The organism is Rhodanobacter sp. LX-99 (assembly GCF_018599185.1).
Lineage (GTDB): Bacteria > Pseudomonadota > Gammaproteobacteria > Xanthomonadales > Rhodanobacteraceae > Rhodanobacter.
The window spans coordinates 62903-80075 of the sequence record NZ_JAHFVL010000004.1 but is presented as its reverse complement, the minus strand read 5'-3'; the positions used below and the strand labels follow the sequence as shown (position 1 = coordinate 80075).

General features: G+C 66.3%; 17 protein-coding genes. 2 read left to right on the top strand and 15 right to left on the bottom strand.

Going from position 1 to position 17173, the window contains the following annotated elements; all coding sequences use genetic code 11:
* Positions 1-72: 72 nt before the first annotated feature.
* Positions 73-924 carry an endonuclease/exonuclease/phosphatase family protein gene (locus KK131_RS16985; protein WP_214557997.1) on the top strand — a complete coding sequence of 284 codons (852 nt, stop codon included), beginning with the start codon at positions 73-75 and terminating at the stop codon, positions 922-924.
* 9 nt (positions 925-933) lie between these two features.
* Here KK131_RS16985 and KK131_RS16980 read toward each other — a convergent pair whose 3' ends face one another.
* The 13 genes from KK131_RS16980 to KK131_RS16920 form a co-directional block, all read right to left on the bottom strand.
* Positions 934-2058 carry an acyltransferase gene (locus KK131_RS16980; RefSeq protein ID WP_214557996.1) on the bottom strand — a complete coding sequence of 375 codons (1125 nt, stop codon included), beginning with the start codon at positions 2056-2058 and terminating at the stop codon, positions 934-936.
* Positions 2059-2157: 99 nt separating this feature from the next.
* Positions 2158-2574: a YbaN family protein gene (locus KK131_RS16975; protein ID WP_250887379.1), complete on the bottom strand. Its 417-nt coding sequence runs from the start codon at positions 2572-2574 to the stop codon at positions 2158-2160.
* A 182-nt stretch (positions 2575-2756) separates the two neighbouring features.
* On the bottom strand, positions 2757-4007 hold the full coding sequence (locus KK131_RS16970; protein ID WP_214557995.1) for an FtsX-like permease family protein: 1251 nt from the start codon (positions 4005-4007) through the stop codon (positions 2757-2759).
* A 10-nt stretch (positions 4008-4017) separates the two neighbouring features.
* The gene (locus KK131_RS16965; RefSeq protein WP_345777273.1) at positions 4018-5277 is read right to left on the bottom strand and encodes an ABC transporter permease; all 1260 of its coding nucleotides are present in this window, start codon (positions 5275-5277) and stop codon (positions 4018-4020) included.
* Positions 5278-5902: 625 nt separating this feature from the next.
* Positions 5903-8095 (bottom strand): M3 family metallopeptidase, encoded by a 2193-nt coding sequence (locus KK131_RS16960; protein WP_214557987.1) that lies wholly within the window; start codon positions 8093-8095, stop codon positions 5903-5905.
* Positions 8096-8219: 124 nt separating this feature from the next.
* Positions 8220-8378, bottom strand: coding sequence for a hypothetical protein (locus KK131_RS16955; RefSeq protein WP_214557986.1), 159 nt, complete (start codon positions 8376-8378; stop codon positions 8220-8222).
* A 208-nt stretch (positions 8379-8586) separates the two neighbouring features.
* Positions 8587-9288, bottom strand: a complete 702-nt coding sequence (locus tag KK131_RS16950) for an alpha/beta fold hydrolase (RefSeq protein WP_214557984.1) — start codon at positions 9286-9288, stop codon at positions 8587-8589.
* A gap of 103 nt (positions 9289-9391) precedes the next feature.
* Positions 9392-9613 carry a TonB-dependent receptor gene (locus tag KK131_RS16945; RefSeq protein ID WP_214557983.1) on the bottom strand — a complete coding sequence of 74 codons (222 nt, stop codon included), beginning with the start codon at positions 9611-9613 and terminating at the stop codon, positions 9392-9394.
* A 99-nt stretch (positions 9614-9712) separates the two neighbouring features.
* The gene (locus KK131_RS16940; protein WP_214558143.1) at positions 9713-10228 is read right to left on the bottom strand and encodes a GNAT family N-acetyltransferase; all 516 of its coding nucleotides are present in this window, start codon (positions 10226-10228) and stop codon (positions 9713-9715) included.
* A gap of 397 nt (positions 10229-10625) precedes the next feature.
* Positions 10626-11387 (bottom strand): TerC family protein, encoded by a 762-nt coding sequence (locus KK131_RS16935; protein WP_214557982.1) that lies wholly within the window; start codon positions 11385-11387, stop codon positions 10626-10628.
* Positions 11388-11487: 100 nt separating this feature from the next.
* Entirely contained in the window at positions 11488-11769 is a 282-nt protein-coding gene (locus tag KK131_RS16930) for a zf-TFIIB domain-containing protein (protein WP_214557976.1), read from the bottom strand.
* Positions 11770-12203: 434 nt separating this feature from the next.
* A complete protein-coding gene (locus KK131_RS16925) occupies positions 12204-12743 on the bottom strand; it encodes a DinB family protein (protein WP_214557975.1) in 540 nt (179 codons plus the stop codon).
* Positions 12744-12852: 109 nt separating this feature from the next.
* A complete protein-coding gene (locus tag KK131_RS16920; RefSeq protein WP_214557974.1) occupies positions 12853-13383 on the bottom strand; it encodes a PH domain-containing protein in 531 nt (176 codons plus the stop codon).
* Between the two features lie 141 nt (positions 13384-13524).
* Between KK131_RS16920 and KK131_RS16915 the strand changes: the two genes are divergently transcribed.
* Positions 13525-14385: a CPBP family intramembrane glutamic endopeptidase gene (locus tag KK131_RS16915; protein ID WP_214557973.1), complete on the top strand. Its 861-nt coding sequence runs from the start codon at positions 13525-13527 to the stop codon at positions 14383-14385.
* Positions 14386-14419: 34 nt separating this feature from the next.
* On the opposite strand, the gene KK131_RS16910 is transcribed toward KK131_RS16915, so the two are convergent.
* Complete coding sequence (locus tag KK131_RS16910; RefSeq protein ID WP_214557972.1) at positions 14420-15358, bottom strand: M14 family metallocarboxypeptidase; 939 nt, start codon at positions 15356-15358, stop codon at positions 14420-14422.
* 192 nt (positions 15359-15550) lie between these two features.
* Positions 15551-17146 carry a glycoside hydrolase family 30 beta sandwich domain-containing protein gene (locus tag KK131_RS16905; RefSeq protein ID WP_214558142.1) on the bottom strand — a complete coding sequence of 532 codons (1596 nt, stop codon included), beginning with the start codon at positions 17144-17146 and terminating at the stop codon, positions 15551-15553.
* Positions 17147-17173: the final 27 nt, after the last annotated feature.

The window sequence follows — 17173 nt, the reverse complement described above, 5'->3', positions numbered from 1 at the left end:
TGCCATCACGCCGGCGGCACCGCTATGCTACGGTCGGTCTGTTCCGTTTCGACGTGTTCGAGGAAGCCGCCCATGCGCCTCATCCACCTGCTGCTTGCCGTGGCCATGCTGTCCATCCCGTTCCAACCGGTCGCGGCGCAGACGCTGCGCGTGATGACCTTCAACGTGCGCCTGCCCAGCCCCGACGACGGCGTGAACCGCTGGGAGCAGCGACGCGACCTGATGGTGCGCACGATCCGCGAGCAGCAGCCCGACGTGATCGGCACGCAGGAGCTGTACAAGCTGCAGGGCGACTATCTCGTCGGCAAGCTGACGCACTACGCCTGGTTCGGGCGCGGCCGCCGCGGCGACGACGGCGACGAGCACATGGGCGTGTTCTACCGCACCGACCGGCTCAAGCTGGTGGAGTCCGGCGACTACTGGCTGTCCGACACGCCGGACAAGCCCGGCAGCATCAGCTGGGGGCATCCGTTCCCGCGCATGGTGACCTGGGCGATGTTCGAGCTGAAGTCCAGCGGCCAGCGCTTCTACTACGCCAACACGCACTTTCCCTACCGCGACCAGGACGAGCCGGCGCGCACCCGCGCGGCGCAGGAAATCCTTCATCGCCTCGAAGCCGTGCCGGCGAACCTGCCGATCGTGCTGACCGGCGACTTCAACACCGCGCCGGCCAGCCCCGCCCACGCGCTGCTCACCGGACTGCTCCAGGACGCCTGGCTGGACGGCACCAGCCACAGCGGGCCCGAAGCCACGTTCCACAACTTCACCGGCACGCCGGACCGGCGCATCGACTGGATCCTCTACCGCGGCCTGCACGCCGACACGGTGCGCACGGTCACCACGCAACAGGACGGCCGCTATCCGTCCGACCACTTCCCGGTGGTCGCCGAGCTGCGCTGGCCGCAGCACGATCGGGCGCACTGAGCCATCGCCTCAGTCAGTAGCTGCAGTCGCAGGCTGGCCCAGGTTGTCGACGTGCGGCGCCCTGCCGCGTTCGCGCAGGCGCAGGAACGGGCGTTCGACCAGGTAATGCAGCGCCGCACCCAGCAGCAAGACGGCCAGCGCGTAGGTGGCGAAGGCGAGCGCGCGCTGCCCCTGCAACGCGGCGCCGAACGTCACCTGCACCAGGTGGAAGGCGATCTTGTGGCTGAGATAGAGGCTGTAGGAAACCCCGGCCAGCCAGCCCGCGCCCGGCACGCGCCAGCGGCCGATCAGGCTGTGCCGGTCCGCGCCGGCAAACACCAGCAGGCCGAAGCCGAACGACAGCAGCGGCCAGCCCAGCGCGTTGGCGAGCAGGCCGGTACGCTCGCGGAACAGCCAGAACGCGAGGCACGACACCGCCAGGCCGCCGAGCAGCACGGCGTTCGAGCGCATCTGCCACCGCGCCCAGGCCTGCGCCCGGAAGACCCGCAACGCGGCCAGCATCACACCCGCCAGCAAGCCGTCCAGACGCATCCAGGTCGGGTAGTAGATGTCCTCGATGAACCAGTTGCGCGGCGGCTCGATCGCCGCGTCGTGCAGCCACACCGCACTGCGCAGGACGATGCCGAGCACCACCACGCCCGCGCACACGCCCACGCATTTCCACGCCGAGGGACGCCGCGTCAGCCACCACGCCAGCAACGGAAAGACCAGGTAGAAGTGCTCTTCCACGCACAGCGACCACGCGTGCGAGAACGCCTGGTTGTGCGTGTAGTCGATCAGCAGGTTCAGCGTGAACGTGGCGAACTGCCACCACGGCTGCAGCCCTGGCGCTTCGCGCAGCGCCGGGAAAAACACGTAAAGCGCCAGCACCACCGCGAATGCCGGCAGGATGCGCCAGGCCCGGCGCGCGTAGAACCCGCCGAACGATAGCCGCTCGCCACGCTGCAGCGGCCGCAGCACCTGGGTGCCGATCAGGAAGCCGCTGAGCACGAAGAAGATGTCCACCCCGGCCCAGCCATAGCGCGACAGCCAGGCGAAGTCGGGGCCGAGCCCGCCGACGATGTACGAGTGGAACAGCATCACCCACACGATGGCGATGGCACGCAGCAGGTCGAGGCCCGGGAGACGGTGCATGGACGTCCTTGTCGCGATGTAATGAAGGTGGCCGGGATTATTCTGTCTGGCCTTCCCTCATGCAATGCAACCAGACACCTGGCTCCGCCTGTTCGATCGTCACGCGCCGTCGCGCGTTTCCCGCAGGCACAGGATGAACACGATCACCGGCACGGCCACGCCCGCCAGCGCCCACGGCAGCCACGCGTGATCGCGCACCAGCCAGATCGACGCGGTCATCGACGGCACGATCAGCGCGACCGCACTCCACTTGGCCCGCCGCGGAATCGTGCGCTCGCGCTCCCAGCGCGCGATCGCCGGCCCCAGCCGCGGCCGCGACAACAACCAGCGATGCCAGCGCGGCGACGCCCGCGACCAGCAGGCCGCCGTCAGCAGCAGGAACGGCACCGTGGGCAGCACCGGTAGCACCATGCCGAGCACGGCCAGCGCCAGCGACAGCGCGCCAAACGCGAACAGCAGCCAGCGCACGAGGCGAGCGCGGCGTGGTTCGGGGGCGGCGGGGCGCGGTGTGGACAAGAAGCGGACTCGCGACAAAAAGGCTGGTCGACTCTAGCGCATGCCACTGAGATGGATCACCAAGCTCAAGAGGTCCTGATCGGCATGCTGCCATGCGGGTTATTCGAATTCAGCGGCTGCTGCCGACCCACTCCGCCTTTCACGGAGCCGATGAATCGACGACACGACTTGGGCGATTCAATTCACTCTGTGCGAATCGCGACCACGGGCGGCACCTTGGCGGCATAGCGTGCCGGTCCCCATACGGCCAGTTGGCCGAGCAGCCACAACAGCAGCGCACCCAGCGCTGGCACGTAAAGTGGCATGCGTGGCAATTCGTAGACATGCATAAGGCCAAGATTCGCAAGGAACGCAAGCAACGCTCCGAGCACGATGCCACCGCTGACGATCAGGAAATTCTCGGTATGGAAGTAACCAAGGATATCGCCCGCTGTTGCACCGAGCGAACGGCGGATGCCGATCTGTCTGCGGCGCTGGCCAACCCAGAAGCTGCTCAGCCCAACGATGCCGCCCGCCGTGGCCAGCAGCAGCAAGCCGCAGACGATGCTCATCAGCATCGCCACGCTACGATCGTCCGCATACGCGCGCTCACGTACCTGAGCCATGGTCACGGCCCCTCCTTTCGGGGCGATGATGCGAATGCCTCCGCGCATCTGGAGTGCTTTCAGCGAGGCCGCGATCACCGGCTTCATGTCCGTGGAGTCGGTGCGCACCATGTAGACAACGCCCACAGGATCGACAAAGTGCATCGGGACCAGCACAGTAAATCCATCCATGGTTCTCGAATTTTTTAGCGGCCCCTGCAGGCTGGCGACGATACCGATGATGGCGGCAGGCCCACCCGGCAGATAAACCGTCTTGCCCAAGGCCGAACCATCGGGAAACAGCTTGTCGGCAAGACTGCGGGTGATGATGATGCCTGAAGGAGACATCTTGTCGTTGGGGCCGATAGCGGTGATTTCATCGGGACGAAAATTGCGCCCAGCCACCAGCGATATGCCCAGCGTATCGATCGCGTGCTCGTCGGAAGCAAAGAACGTAACCAATTGCGCGTTTGTCTTCTGGTCCGGGTCGAGCTTTAGGTGTGTAACGATATCGACGTTGTATCCCTCCAGCGGAAACCCCTGGCTGGAAAACACGTCATGCACGCCTGCGACATTACGCAGGGTATCCAGATCGGCGCGAATATTCGCATTGATCTGGGCCGCCGTCTGACCCATCTTCCACCCGTTACGGATAACGAAGAGATGAGCTTCGTCCGTACTGGTAGGGCGAGATAGATGGACGATGCGCGTTGCCACGATAAACATGGCGTTGGATGCCACCGCCAGCGTCAGGGCCACCTGTAGCACGATGAGCGCGGTGGCCACCTTGTGTCGACCCAGTGCAGCAACGATCGGGCGCAGCTGCATGAATGTTCTGGTGAGTGCCATGACGGGAACCTCAATTGATCTTGATTTGCCAGGCGGGCTGGGTTTGCGCCGCGCGCCACGTCGGGTACAGGGCGGAAATCACCGTGGCAGCGATGGCGACCAGCACAGTCAACGAGATCAGTGAGGTATCCACATGTACGAGGCGTGCAACGTTTGGCTCGAAAAGCCCCCCGGCGCCCCATACACCCAGTAGTGTCAGTGCCGCGCCGAGCAGGCCGCCGACGCACCCCATGGTGGCCGCCTCGATCAGGAACTGCCGGTAGATGGCCGCTCGCGAAGCACCCAAGGCTCGGCGAATGCCGATTTCCGATGCTCGCCGCATGAATCGGGCAAGCATGAGCCCGACGACGTTGACCAGAACGATCAGCAGAAAGCTGGCAGAGACCAGCATGGACAAGGTGGATGCCCTGGGCGTGACCTGCCAGTACTCAATCGTGTCCGTCAGATTGCGCAGGCGTATGTTGGGCGGCCACGAGAAGCGCCCGAGGCGTTGCTGCTCAGCGGCATAGTTGCGTAGGTATTCGCGGTAGCGATCCGCGTCGGCGGGTGTCGCCAGCTCCACCCAGGCATCGATCCGGTCACATTCGCTGTGCAGGTAGGCATCCCAGTGGGACGTATCCGATTGCCATGACGCCGTCGGGCAAAAGACGACTTTGCTGTCCTTCTTCATGTCGGTCGCGCGGGTGAACGGGATGTAGATATCCCCCGCGTCATCGAAATTGTAGACAGTTCCATGACTGCCGGCGTCAAAAAAGCGGGGCCTCGGATTCCAGTCCTCCAGCACACCGCCGATCCGGAAGATTTGGCCATCCAGCCGGATCTCCTGCCCAACACTGTTTTGTCCGTCAAACAGCATTTCGTTCAAGTGCCGACTGATGACAGCCACAGTGGCGTGCCGTGCATCGTCATCCGCCACCCACCCGCCGCCAAAGCGAAATGGCACATCGAACATCGAGAAGAAATCGGCGGTCACCGCATCGCCACTCAACGACATGGCTGGAATCGATGGATTATCCGATTCCACTTGCCATGTTGCGGCGTAGACCAGCGTTTGCCGGCTCGCCTTGCGTGCCTGCCACAGCGCGATCGCATCGGTGTAGCTCAGCGACCAATGCGGTTCGCCCTGATCGTTGTAGGACGGACCAACATTGTCGATCAGCGGCCAGTAAAGCCGGGAAGACTTGGCGGGGAGTGGGTCGCTCGTGGTCGCACGGAACACGGCATAGGACACCATGCAGGCCGACACGCCAAAAGCCAGCAGCGTGATCACCAGCGCTGTCAAAGCCTTGCTTCGTCCACTGCTTCGCAACGCCAACGCAACGTAATACCCCCACATAACGCCCCCTGTGACGTCATCGGATTATCGGCAAATGCCTAGTCTGCCGATCCAGAGAGTATCTGATTGGCGAGTTCACTCGGTCATGAAAAATCGCGTCAGGTTCACTTAATCCATGTCAATCACATGATGGCGAGAAGGCAGGGGCTCGCTGAGCGATGGATTCGCGCACTCGGCCGGCCCCACTTCTGATGACCGGCAGCTCCTGGCCGGCAACAATCCCTTGCCACAGTATCAGCAGATCCGCCGGCGGATTATTCCAAACCGGTGGCGGTGGTCAGTCCGTTCCGGTTCCATGATCAATCTATCCCGACGCTCGCGCTCCAGCGCATGCCGACACGCCGGGACGTGCCGCCCCTGCCGCGGCCTACTGCTGCATCAGCCGATCGACGCACTCGCGCATGACCTGACCCAGGCATTCGGCATTCGCGCCGCAGGCACCGCGCCCCGGAGCAGTCGACCGGCGTTTGTTTCATCGCGCCGGCGCTGCTGCAGCTATCGCACAAAAAAACCGCCCGGATCGCTCCGGGCGGCTTCGTTTCCAGCGGATGGTTCCGGATCAGTCGACCGCGCCGTCCAGTCCGCGCCGCTTGAGCAGCGGTTCGATCTTCGGTTCCTGGCCGGTGAAGTCGCGGAACAGCTGCAGTGCGTCCTTGCTGCCACCCTGCGAGAGCAGGGTGGCGCGGAAGCGGTCGCCGTTGGCGCGGGTGAGGCCGCCGTTGGCCTTGATCCACTCCACCGTGTTGGCGTCCAGCACTTCCGACCAGATGTAGGCGTAGTAGCCGGCCGCGTAGCCGCCCATGATGTGGCTGAAGTACGGCGTGCGGTAGCGCGGCGGCACCGGCGCGTAGTCGGTGCCGTTCGCCTTCAGCGCGGCGGCCTCGAACGCCGTCACGCCGGCGGCGGCGGGGATCTTGTCCGCTCCGGCCTGGTGCAGGCTCTGGTCGAGCATCGCCGAACCGAGGTACTCGGTGGTGGCGAAGCCCTGGTTGAACTTCGAGGCGGCCAGCACCTTGTCCAGCAGCTCCTTCGGCATCGGCGCGCCGGTCTGGTAGTGCCTGGCGTAGTTCGCCAGCACGCTGGGCCAGTCGGACCACATCTCGTTGACCTGCGACGGGAACTCCACGAAGTCGCGCGGCACGCTGGTGCCGCTGAAGTACGGGTACTTCACGTTCGAGAACATGCCGTGCAGCGCGTGGCCGAACTCGTGGAACGTCGTGGTCACCTCGTCCCAGGTCAGCAGGGTCGGGCCGCTGGCCGGCTTGGTGATGTTGAGGTGGTTGGCCACCACCGGCAGGTTGCCGGTCAACGCGGACTGCTCGACGTAGGAGTTCATCCACGCGCCGCCGCGCTTGGACGGGCGCGCGTACATGTCGGCGAGGAAGATCGCCAGCTGGCTGCCGTCGGCGTTGTACACGTCGTACACCAGCACGTCCGGATCGTAGACCGGCAGGTCGGTGCGCTGCTTGAAGCTGAGCCCGTAGAGCTGGCCGGCGGCGTAGAACACGCCGTTCTCCAACACGTTCTTCATCTCCAGGTAGGGCTTCAGCTGGCTCTCGTCGAAGTCGTACTTCTCGGCGCGCACCTTCTCGGTGTAGTACGCCCAGTCCCACGGCTGCAGCGCGAACGTCGGCTCGCCCCTGGCCGCCTGCTCCTTGTCGATCATCGCCTGGATCGCCGCGCCCTCGTGCTTCGCATTCGCCACCGCCGGCGGCGCCAGCTTGGTCAGCATGGCGTTGACCGCTTCGGGCGTCTTCGCCGTCTCGTCGGCCAGCACGTAGGCGGCGTAGGTGGGATAGCCGAGCATGGTCGCCTTCTCGGCGCGCAGCTTCAGCACCTGCGCCACGATCGCGGTGTTGTCGTAGGCGTTGCCGCGGCTGCCGCGGGCGATCGACGCCTCATGCAGGCGCTGACGCAGCGCGCGGTTGTGCAACTGGGCTTGCGGCGGTTGCCCGGTGGTGTTGAGCAGGGCGATCACGTACTTGCCGTCCGGGCCCTTCGCCTTCGCGGCGGCAGCGGCAGCGCCGATCTGCTCGTCGGTGAGGCCGGCGAGTTCTTCCTTCGTGTCGACCACCACGGCGGAATCGTTCACCTCGGCCAGCACGTTCTGGCTGAACGTCGTGCCCAGCTTCGCCAGCTCGCCGTTGATCTCCTTCAGGTGCGCCTTGTCGGCGTCGGACAGCTTGGCGCCGGCGCGCACGAAGTCGGTGTGGTAGCGCTCGACCAGGCGCACGCCCTCGGCGTCCAGGCCCAGGCTGTCGCGCGTGTCGTACAGCTGCCGGATGCGCGCGAACAGCTTCGGGTCCAGCGAGATCGCGTCGCGATGCGCGGCCAGCTTCGGCGCGTACTCGGCCTGCAGCGCCTTGCGCGCGTCGTTGGTGTCCACGCCGACCAGGCTGAAAAACACGGTCGAGGTGCGGCTGAGGATCTGCCCGGATTTCTCCAGCGCGACGATGGTGTTGTCGAACGTCGGCGCCTCGGCGTTGCCGGCGATCGCCTGGACTTCCTTCAGGTGCTCGGCCATGCCGCGGTCGAAGCCGGGCGCGAAATCGCTGTCCTTGATCTTGTCGAACTGCGGGTAGTGCAGCGGCAGCGGGCTTTCGCTGAAGAACGGATTGCCGGCGTCGGCGGCGACCTTATCGGTCTGCGCCTGCGACGTGGCGGATTCGCTCTTGCCGCTGCCGGCATCGGTGCAGGCGGCCATGGAGCCGGACAGGGCAATGGCCAGGGCCAGCGCGATGGGATGCTTCATCGGTGAGGATCTCGTCGTGGGGTAAACCCCGATCCTACCCAATGCCCGGCGTTCTCATCCATGACTAAAGCCATGGTCCGAGGCGATTCGCCGCGGCCTTCCAGGCGCGCACGCGTCCGACGCTTCAGCTCACCTGCGCGACCGGAACGATCACCGCTGCCTTGTTCGCGTGGGCCAGCTGCACCGAGCCCGGCGTGGTCGTCAGCATCGCGCCCATGACCAGCGCGCAAACGGCGAAGCAGACGGCGAACAGGCTGGCCAGGATCAGCGATTCGAATTTCATGACGTGTCTCCAGTGATGGGTGATGTTCCCTGTAATGCATGGAGAGCAATCGCCGTGCCAACCCATCACGAGCACACAAATCACTGTTCCTACTGCGTCTTTCCAAACATTCCTGAAGCAACCCGTCCGTCCGCGGACAGCCGGCGAGGCGGTGCCGGACACAGCCGGACATGCGGATGCAGGCCCGCGCAGAGCGACTACCGCCCCGCTACGCCGACAACCACTGCCGCATCGCCCGGGTGACCGCGGCGGGCTGCTCCATCGGACTCATGTGGCCGCTGTCTTCGACCACCGCCAACTCGGCCTGCGGCATCAGCGCCGCCATCTCACGGTGCAGCGCCGGCGGCGTGAGCACGTCGTGCCGGCCGCACAGCACCAGCACTGGGCAGGTCAGGCTGCGCAGCACCGCTTCGCCGTCCTCGCGACGCATCGCGTTCTGCCGGATGAACACCTCGCGGCCCTGGCGCAACGTCATCGCGTTGATCCGCTGCACCAGCACGGTGTCGTGCAGGCGCTCGGCCGCGATGAAGCTCGGCAGCAGCTGCTCGGTCATGCCGCGGAACTCGCCGGGCAGACTGACCGACTTGCTGGCCGCCCGCCGCTGCGCGATGCGTTCGGGCGTATCGGCGTGGAACGAGGTGTCGAGCAGCGCCAGCCGCCCGATGCGCTGCGGCGCCTGCCGCGCGATTTCCTGGGCGACGTAGCCGCCGAACGAAAAGCCGGCCAGCGCGAAGCGCGGCGGCGCCGTCGCCAGCACCTGCCGGGCCAGCGCGGCGATGCTGTCGCCGTGGCCCAGGTCGGCGACACGGCCATCGGCGACATCGGCAAGACCCGTCAACTGGTCGCGCCAGAGGTCTTCGTCGCACAGGAATCCGGGAAGCAGCAGCAACGGCGGCCGAGGGTCGGTCACGGGCATGCCAGGCAATCAAAGGGGGGAGCATTATCGGCGAGCGCGCCGGTTACGGCACGACGACAACGCCGCTCTGCAAACCCCGCGCCTGGAGCCGGACGGATCAGGTCGCGTCCGTCCACGTCGCCTCGATGTCGGCCTTCACCAGATCATCCAGCGCCGCCGGCGCCACACTTTGCATGTCGAACATGCATCCGTGCCGCATGCCGGCGTAATCGCCATCGCGGCGGAACGTCGCCGTCCAGACGATGCGGCCGGCGCTCGCCTGCTCGTAATCGCCCTCGTAGGTAAATCCGTTCTTCGTCTTGCCGGAGACCGTGGTCATGGCGGGAGCCTCCTGGCGTGATTGCTCCGCCAGCATAGCTCTTTACCCGCGCAACAAGGCGGCGGACTCCCGGCAGCGGCCGACCACATACTCCCGGCATCAGCCGGCGGCGGCCAGTGGCGTGTCGCCCGCGGCGACATCGAGCGCCTGCAGCGAGACGGTCTTGCGTCCGCCATGCAGTTGCTGCCGACCCACTTCGCGAAAACCCAGCCTGGCGTGGAAACGTTCGGATGCCGGGTTGGGCGGTTCGACGTCGAACTCGCAGGTGATCAGCGGCACCGCATCGTGCACCGCCAGCGCGTAGAGCTCGCGGTAGAGCCGGCTGCCGGCACCACGTGCCTGCGCGCTGCCGGCCACCACGATGCGATCCACGTAGAGGAAGCGCGGATAGCGCTGCGCGAACCAGCGGTAGTTCGGGCTGTCGTAGTCCGCCCCTTCGCGGAACGCGAGCAGGAATGCCTCGACCCGCCCGTCCCGCTCGGTCACCCGATGCAGCGCCGCCTGCGCATGCAGCCGCGCCAGCCGCGCCTCGTCGAGCGGACTCAGCACCGCCACGAACGCCTCGTTGAGGGCGAGGATGGCAGGGAAGTCGGCGGGAGTGGCGTCGCGCAGCATGGTCATGCAGGGTTCTGAGCCGCAGGAGAATCATGGTATCCGGAATGAATGGCACTTACTTGGGGGCCGCCCCACTCCCAACCGTTCGCGCTGAGCGTAGCCCGCGCAGCGGGCGGAGTCGAAGCGCCGCCCGACATGGCCAATCCATCGTCGGTATGCCCTTCGACTTCCTCGCTCCTCGAAGCCGTGGCCATCCATTGGCCACTCCCCGCGTGCGGCCTTCGGCCTACGCTCAGGACGAACGGGCTCAAGTAAGTGCCATTCGTATCCGGAACGATGGCGGCCGCGTGAACCCTGCGCGAAACCGGACAGCTTCAAGCCACGGCGGAACTTCCGATGAGAGCCGCCAGCGGCGGCGCGCCATCACGCCGGCGCGCCGCGCGGCACTCCCGCAAACCTATTCGGCGCCGCCCTGCGCGTACTTCTCGTGCAATGCCACCGGCGCCACCTGCCTGCTCGCGCGCCGGCGGATCCACAGGTTGATCAGCTCCACGAACACCGAGAAAGCCATCGCGGCATAGATGTAGCCCTTGGGAATGTGCTGGCCGAAGCCGTCCGCCATGAGCACCAGGCCGATCATGATCAGGAAGCTCAGCGCGAGCACCTTGACCGTGGGGTGGCGCTCGACGAACTCGCCGATGGGCCGGGCGAACATCAGCATGAAACCGATCGAGGCGAGGATCGCGGTGACCATCACCCAGCGCTCGTCGACCATGCCGACCGCGGTGATGATGGAGTCGAGCGAGAACACGATGTCGAGCAGCATGATCTGCGCGATCACGCCGCCGAACGTCGCCGCCGCGCCCACCGTCACCTGCTCGGTGGCGCCCTCCAGCTTCTGGTGGATCTCGTGCGTGGCCTTGCCGATCAGAAACAGGCCGCCGCCGATCAGGATCAGGTCGCGCCACGAGAACGCATGCCCGAGCAGCGAGAACAGCGGCGCGGTCAGCCCGACGATCCAGGCGATCGCCAGCAGCAGCCCCAGCCGGGTCACCGCCGCCAGGATGATGCCGACGCGGCGCGCCTTGTCGCGTCGTTCCGCCGGCAGCTTGCCGGCCAGGATCGAGATGAAAATGATGTTGTCGATGCCGAGCACCAACTCGAGCGCGGTCAGCGTGGCGAGGGCGATCCAAGTTTCGGGATTGGCCAGCAATTCCATGGGAAGTCTCTTCGATGGACGAGGGGTGGCGCGCCATCACGCCATGGGCGGCGTGACGGCGCGGTGGTGGATGGCGCGGAAAAACGGAACCGTCGCCCGATCAGAAATCGAACAGCTCCCCCAGCAGCGACTTGCGCCGCCGGGGCCGATGCTCATGATGCGGGTGATCGCCACGGCGGTCGCCGCGATGCGGCGGCGGATAGTCGCGATTGAACGGGGCTGTCTGCGCAGGCGCCGGAGCGGTCCGTTCAGAGCGCTCGATGAGCCGGTCGAGCTCGCCGCGGTCGAGCCAGATGCCGCGGCAGCCGGGGCAGTAATCGATTTCGATGCCCTGACGATCGGTCATCGAGAGGTGCACGTCTTTGCAGGCAGGACACAGCATGGGGTATTCCTCGGGTGTTGCATGAAGGGTTGGCGCCAGCCACGCGGATGCGCGGGCCAGCCTGCCGGGGCAAGTCCCGGCAAACGGAAACGATGAACGCGCGCAAGCGCGCTTCACGACTTCGTATGGACGTCCAGTGGCATGCGGATGCTCCAGCAAGGCTCAAAAGGCCACGGCCGGAAAGGCATCTGTGATGGACGCACCTTCGCCGTGGAACGGCGAAGGTCTTGCTCGCAAACCATCGGGTGGCTTGCTGCTGCACCGGAGCCAAAGCCCGTAATGACGGCGACAGCGATCGGGAGCTACTCCCCTTCAGCGCCCGATGCTAGCACAGCCATTCCGCGCAGCGCAGCCAGGTGCCGTCGGGCAAGGCGAGCACGATTCATGGAAGCCGAAGGCGCCCACGAGCGGCGTGTCATGCCGCGCCGCTGGACTCAGTCGAGGCGCTCCGGAATCAGTGCGGACAGATCCGTCACGCCGACGTCGATGCCGAGCTGGCTGAACAAGGTGGTGACCTGGCCGCGGTGATGGGTCTGGTGGTTGAAGACGTGGCGCAGCACCAGCCCGGACAGTTTGGTGTGCGATTCGCCGGCGCTGTTGACGTAGCTCAGCGGACGGGCATACAGGTCGTCGCTGGCCTCGCAGGTGAAGTCCACGATCGCCGCGTCCATCGCCTCGCGTTCGCTGCGCAGCCGCGCGAAGTCGGGAAACGTGATGCCGCGGACCGGCTCGGGCAGCGGCAGCGCGCGCACGTAGTCGAGCGAGGCCAGACCGGGCATGGCCTCCGCGAAGCGCTTCAGCCAGTGCGTGTCGGCAACGAGGATGTGATCCAGCGTGGCGGCGATCGAGCCGAAGAACGCGCCCCGGTCCGCATGCAGTTCCGTCTCGTCCAGCTGCGCGGCGGCCGCATAGAGCCGCGCATTCATCCACTGGTTGTAGCGGGCCATCAGTTCGAAATCGGGCTTGAGCGACATGGGATGCCTCGTGCGTTGGACCCGGGCAAGAGTGCGGTTTTCTCCGCTATCGCCCTGCGGAAATGCACGCCGCGCCGGATTGGTTTTCGCGGAACGATGCAAACGGTGGTTACATATGCTCCACCGGCAGCACGCGGCGACGGGCGCGCTCGCGCAGGGAGCAATCGCGGAGCGTTTCGGCCATCGGCTCCAGTCCGGGGATGCCGTACAGCGAGACCGACGACATGTCCTGGTCGGACGAGTGCAGATGCACCCGGCACTGACCCAGCAGGCGCATGCCGAACGGCTTCAACACGTCGAAGTGGTCGACCCGGAACAGTTCGAGGTTGTCCTTGGCCTTGGAGAACAGGCCGCGCTCAACCTGCACGCGCTGCGTGGTGATGGTGAACGTGGTGCCCAGGCTGCGGATCCAGTAGACCAGCAGGGCGACGCCGAGCGTGCACACCGCCAGCACATATTGGCTGAAGGTGTAGATGACTTTCGGGTGCCCCGAAAACAGCTCCTTCTCCACCGTCGCTTCGTGTGCCGCCACGTAGCTGTCGATGTCCGTCCCGCAGAACCGGCATTTGTGCGCAGCCGCCTGGATCTCTTCCGCGCACGCCGGGCATCGCTTGGTTGCTGACTCCATCGCCGTCTCCACCCGTATCTCTGGACCAGGCCCGTAGATTAGCCGCGTTGGCGGCCGCTGCATCATGCCGGACGACACGGACGCGGGTGCGGCGCTTGCGGCCGGCACCGCTTTGGCGTTATCTACGCCGACGCATCCCCAGGGGCCGGCATCATGGCGATCGATCGTCCGCAGTCGAGAATCGGCATCTTCCTGTTGCTCACCTTCGCCCTCAGCGCGGTGTTCTACGCACTGATCATCGGCGGCGGCCATGTCGGCGGCGGCATGGGCTTGTACGTGACCGGCCTGATGTGGAGCCCGGGCACGGCCGCGCTGCTGGCCTGCCGGCTGACCGGCAAGCCGCTGGCCGAGCTGGGCTGGAGCTGGGGCCGCTGGCGCTGGATCTGGATGGCCTACCTGCTGCCGGTTGCCTACGCGGGCACGGCCTACGTCGTCATCTGGCTTGGCGGCATGGGCGAGTTCGGCAACCCCGCGTTTTTCGAACGCATGGCCAAAAGCCTCGGTTGGCCGGCCGCGCCGGCCTGGCTGATCGCCGGCGGCTCGCTGCTCCTGCTGGGAACGGTGGGCATGGTGCGCAGCGTGTCCTCCGGACTGGGCGAGGAGATCGGCTGGCGGGGCTTCCTGACCGAGGAGGCGACGCGTGCCTTTGGCTTCACGCGCGGCACGCTTTTCACCGGGGCGATATGGGCGGTCTGGCATCTGCCGATCCTGCTGTTCGCCGACTACAACGCCGGTACCCCGTGGTGGTTCTCGATCCCGTGCTTCGCGGTCATGGTGATGGCGTTGAGCTTCGCCTTTGCCTGGTTGCGCCTGCGCTCCGGCAGCCTGTGGCCGGCTGCGATCCTGCACGCCAGCCACAACCTGTTCATCCAGACCTGGCTCACGCCGATCACCGGCCCGCACGGCCGCATCACCCCTTACGCGATCGACGAGTTCGGCTTCATGCTGCCGCTGGTGGGCATCGTGGTGGCGGTGGTGTTCTGGCGTCGCCGCGGCGAGTTGCGGCCAGCCTGAGACCAGGCTGCTGACGCCGGCATGTGCTGCCGAATCAGCGCCCGGCCGCCACCCCCGCAGGGTGCGCCAGCGCGAAGTCGATCGCCGCGCAGACCGCCGCCGCCTGCGCAGCGTTGCATTGCTCCGGCGTCGCCCGCGGGCTGTCCGGATAGACCTCGGTGGTGGTCCTGTACGGCGCGCTGGTGATGCCGGCGCAAAGGCCGAGCCGCTTCAGCGCGTACTCGATGACGCCCGGCGCGACCGTCGGCGAACCGATGATCTCGCCCTTCGCATCGGCCGGCGCGATGTGGGTGACCTTCGCCACCGCCGCGATGATCGCGCGCTGGAACGCCGGCTGCGGATGCTCGCTGTCGTCGACCAGGTAGAAGCCGTCGGGAATCTCCCCCGGCTCATACGCCTTGCCGTCGCGGGCGGCCAGCGCCGGGCGGAATTCGGACTCGTCGGTATCGGTGGTTTCGTGCAGGTCGATGTGCGCCAGCACGCGGTCGCGCAGCGGCGCGACCAGGCGCATCAGCGCCGCCGATTCCGGCGCCGGGCTGTCGTCGCGGAACGAGCGGTTCGGATCGAGCGCGTCCGGGTTCCAGCGGTGGATGCGCTCGTAGCCCCACGGGCTGACGCACGGCGCCACGAGCAGGTTGACCCGCCCCGCATAGTCCGCCGCATGCCGGTCGGCGAACTGCAGCGCCCCGTGCACGCCACTGGTCTCGTAGCCATGCACGCCGCCGGTCACCAGCACACAGGGAAGCTCGTCGCGCCAGTCGCGGCTCTTGATCGCAAACAGCGGGTAGCTGTCGGGCGCGTAATCGAGCCGGCCGTACTCCGAGACGTCGAAGCGCGAGCGCAGGGTCTCGATCACGCCCAGCACTTCCGTTTCGTAGCTGCGCCGCACGGCCTGTCGTGACCGCCAGGCAGCGATTTCCCCCGTCCCCCAGGGACGTCCGGGCGTGCCGATCGGATAGGGGGCGTCAGTCATCACGTCACTCGCTCTGCATGGACATCGATGCCTGCGACTTTAACACCGGACTGAAACGCCAACCGCCACGGCGCGCCGAAGCGAGACGCTGCCGCAAAGAACATCGCCATGGCCACGACGTTGCGGGGCCAACGGAAAGTCGGGCGCATCGTGCGCTCCGTCGATGGACAAGGTGCGTGCCGAAACACGGCATCACTCCACCAGCTTGCGCTCGCCGATGGTGCCGCTCGTGGCCGGGGCGCCGGGCGTCTTCCCGACCGGCGGCAAGCCTGTCGCATCCGCGGGTTCGCCGGCCTGATCCGGGTCCCACACGAAAGTCGCCACGCTCTGCGGCGGCAACGTGTACTGGAAACGGGTCTGCTCCTGCGTCACGGTGACACGGCGCGCATCAACATGGCTGTTTACCATCACCAGGACGACCGATCCGCCGGAAGCGTTCTGGAAGGCCACATTGTTGATCTCCTTGTCGGTTTCGCCGGACCCCACGCGGACCGCACCGGGCAGGACAAACCGGCTGAAATGCGCGAACGCGTAATACTCGTCGTTGCGGCTCACCTCGCCCGTGCGCGAGTCGATCGTGACCACGCCCTTGCAGAGGTCGCACCCGCCGAGATGCGGGCCGTGCTGCTCGTCGAGCACCAGGTTCCAGTACACGACACCGCGCGCCCAATGCCTGAGCCCGGCAAGCAGCAGGTCGCGCGCGAACCACATCAGCTCGCCGTTTCGCGCGGACTCCCAGTCGCCGCCCGAGCACTCGGTGATGTAGGCATCCTTCCCGGGATACGCGCGATGCACATCGCTCTGCGCAGACGGGGTGCCGCTGTAGCAGTGCCAGGCAATGCCGTCGACATAGCGCGCCGCATCGGGATCGGCCAGCACGCCCAGGGGTTGTTCCGGCGCATCCCAGTTGTGGTCCCAGCCGAGAATGCGTGTTCTCGGCTTGCGGCTTGCCAGCGCCGGGCCGAGATACTGCGCGATGATGCGCGCCCGCGTGGCCGCGGGCACTTCCATGCCCGGGTAGGTCACCGGCACGAAGCCCGGCTCGTTCTGCAAGGTCAGGGCGAAGATGGGGATGCCGTACCCGCGGTAGGTGTCGAGGTACTTGACGAGATAGTCCGCGTACGCGCTTTCGAACTGCGGCAGCAGCTCCCCGCCGATCAGGTTCGCGCTGGTCTTCATCCACGCCGGGGCGCTCCATGGCGACGCGATGATGCGCAGCTGCGGGTTGACGGACAGGACCTCGCGCACGGTCGGTATCACGTCGCGCAGATTGGAGGCGACGTTGAAATGCAGCAACTGCGGATCGACCTCGCCGGCGGGAAGATCGTCCAGGGTGTAGTGCTGCAGCGAAAAATCCGAGGCGCCGATGGTCAGGCGCGCCATGTTCAGATTGAGGCCGGGCGGTGGACCGAACAGTTCGCGCAACAATGCATCGCGCTGCCCCTCGTTCAGCTTGTTCTGAAGCAACCACGCCGACGAGTCCGTCAACGCTGCCCCGAAGCCGACGATGGATTGGTATTTCTTGCCGATGTCGATGACCACGTCGGTGGGCAGCGACTCGCCGGCACTCTTCTCGATGTCGGGCTGCCGCGCCAGGCGCAGCCGGCGATCCGCCGTGCTCAACCACAGCCTGATCGGGGCCGCTGCCGGATGCGGCGTCACGGTAACTTCGGCCCTTACCGTGGAAGGCTCGCGGCGCGACGCATAAAGGGCCACCAGCGCGAGCAGGCTGATCAGGGCGATGCAAGCAATGGCCATCCAGCCGGGAACGCCTTTGTGCTCATCCATGGTGCGCACTAAGCCCATCGCCCACGG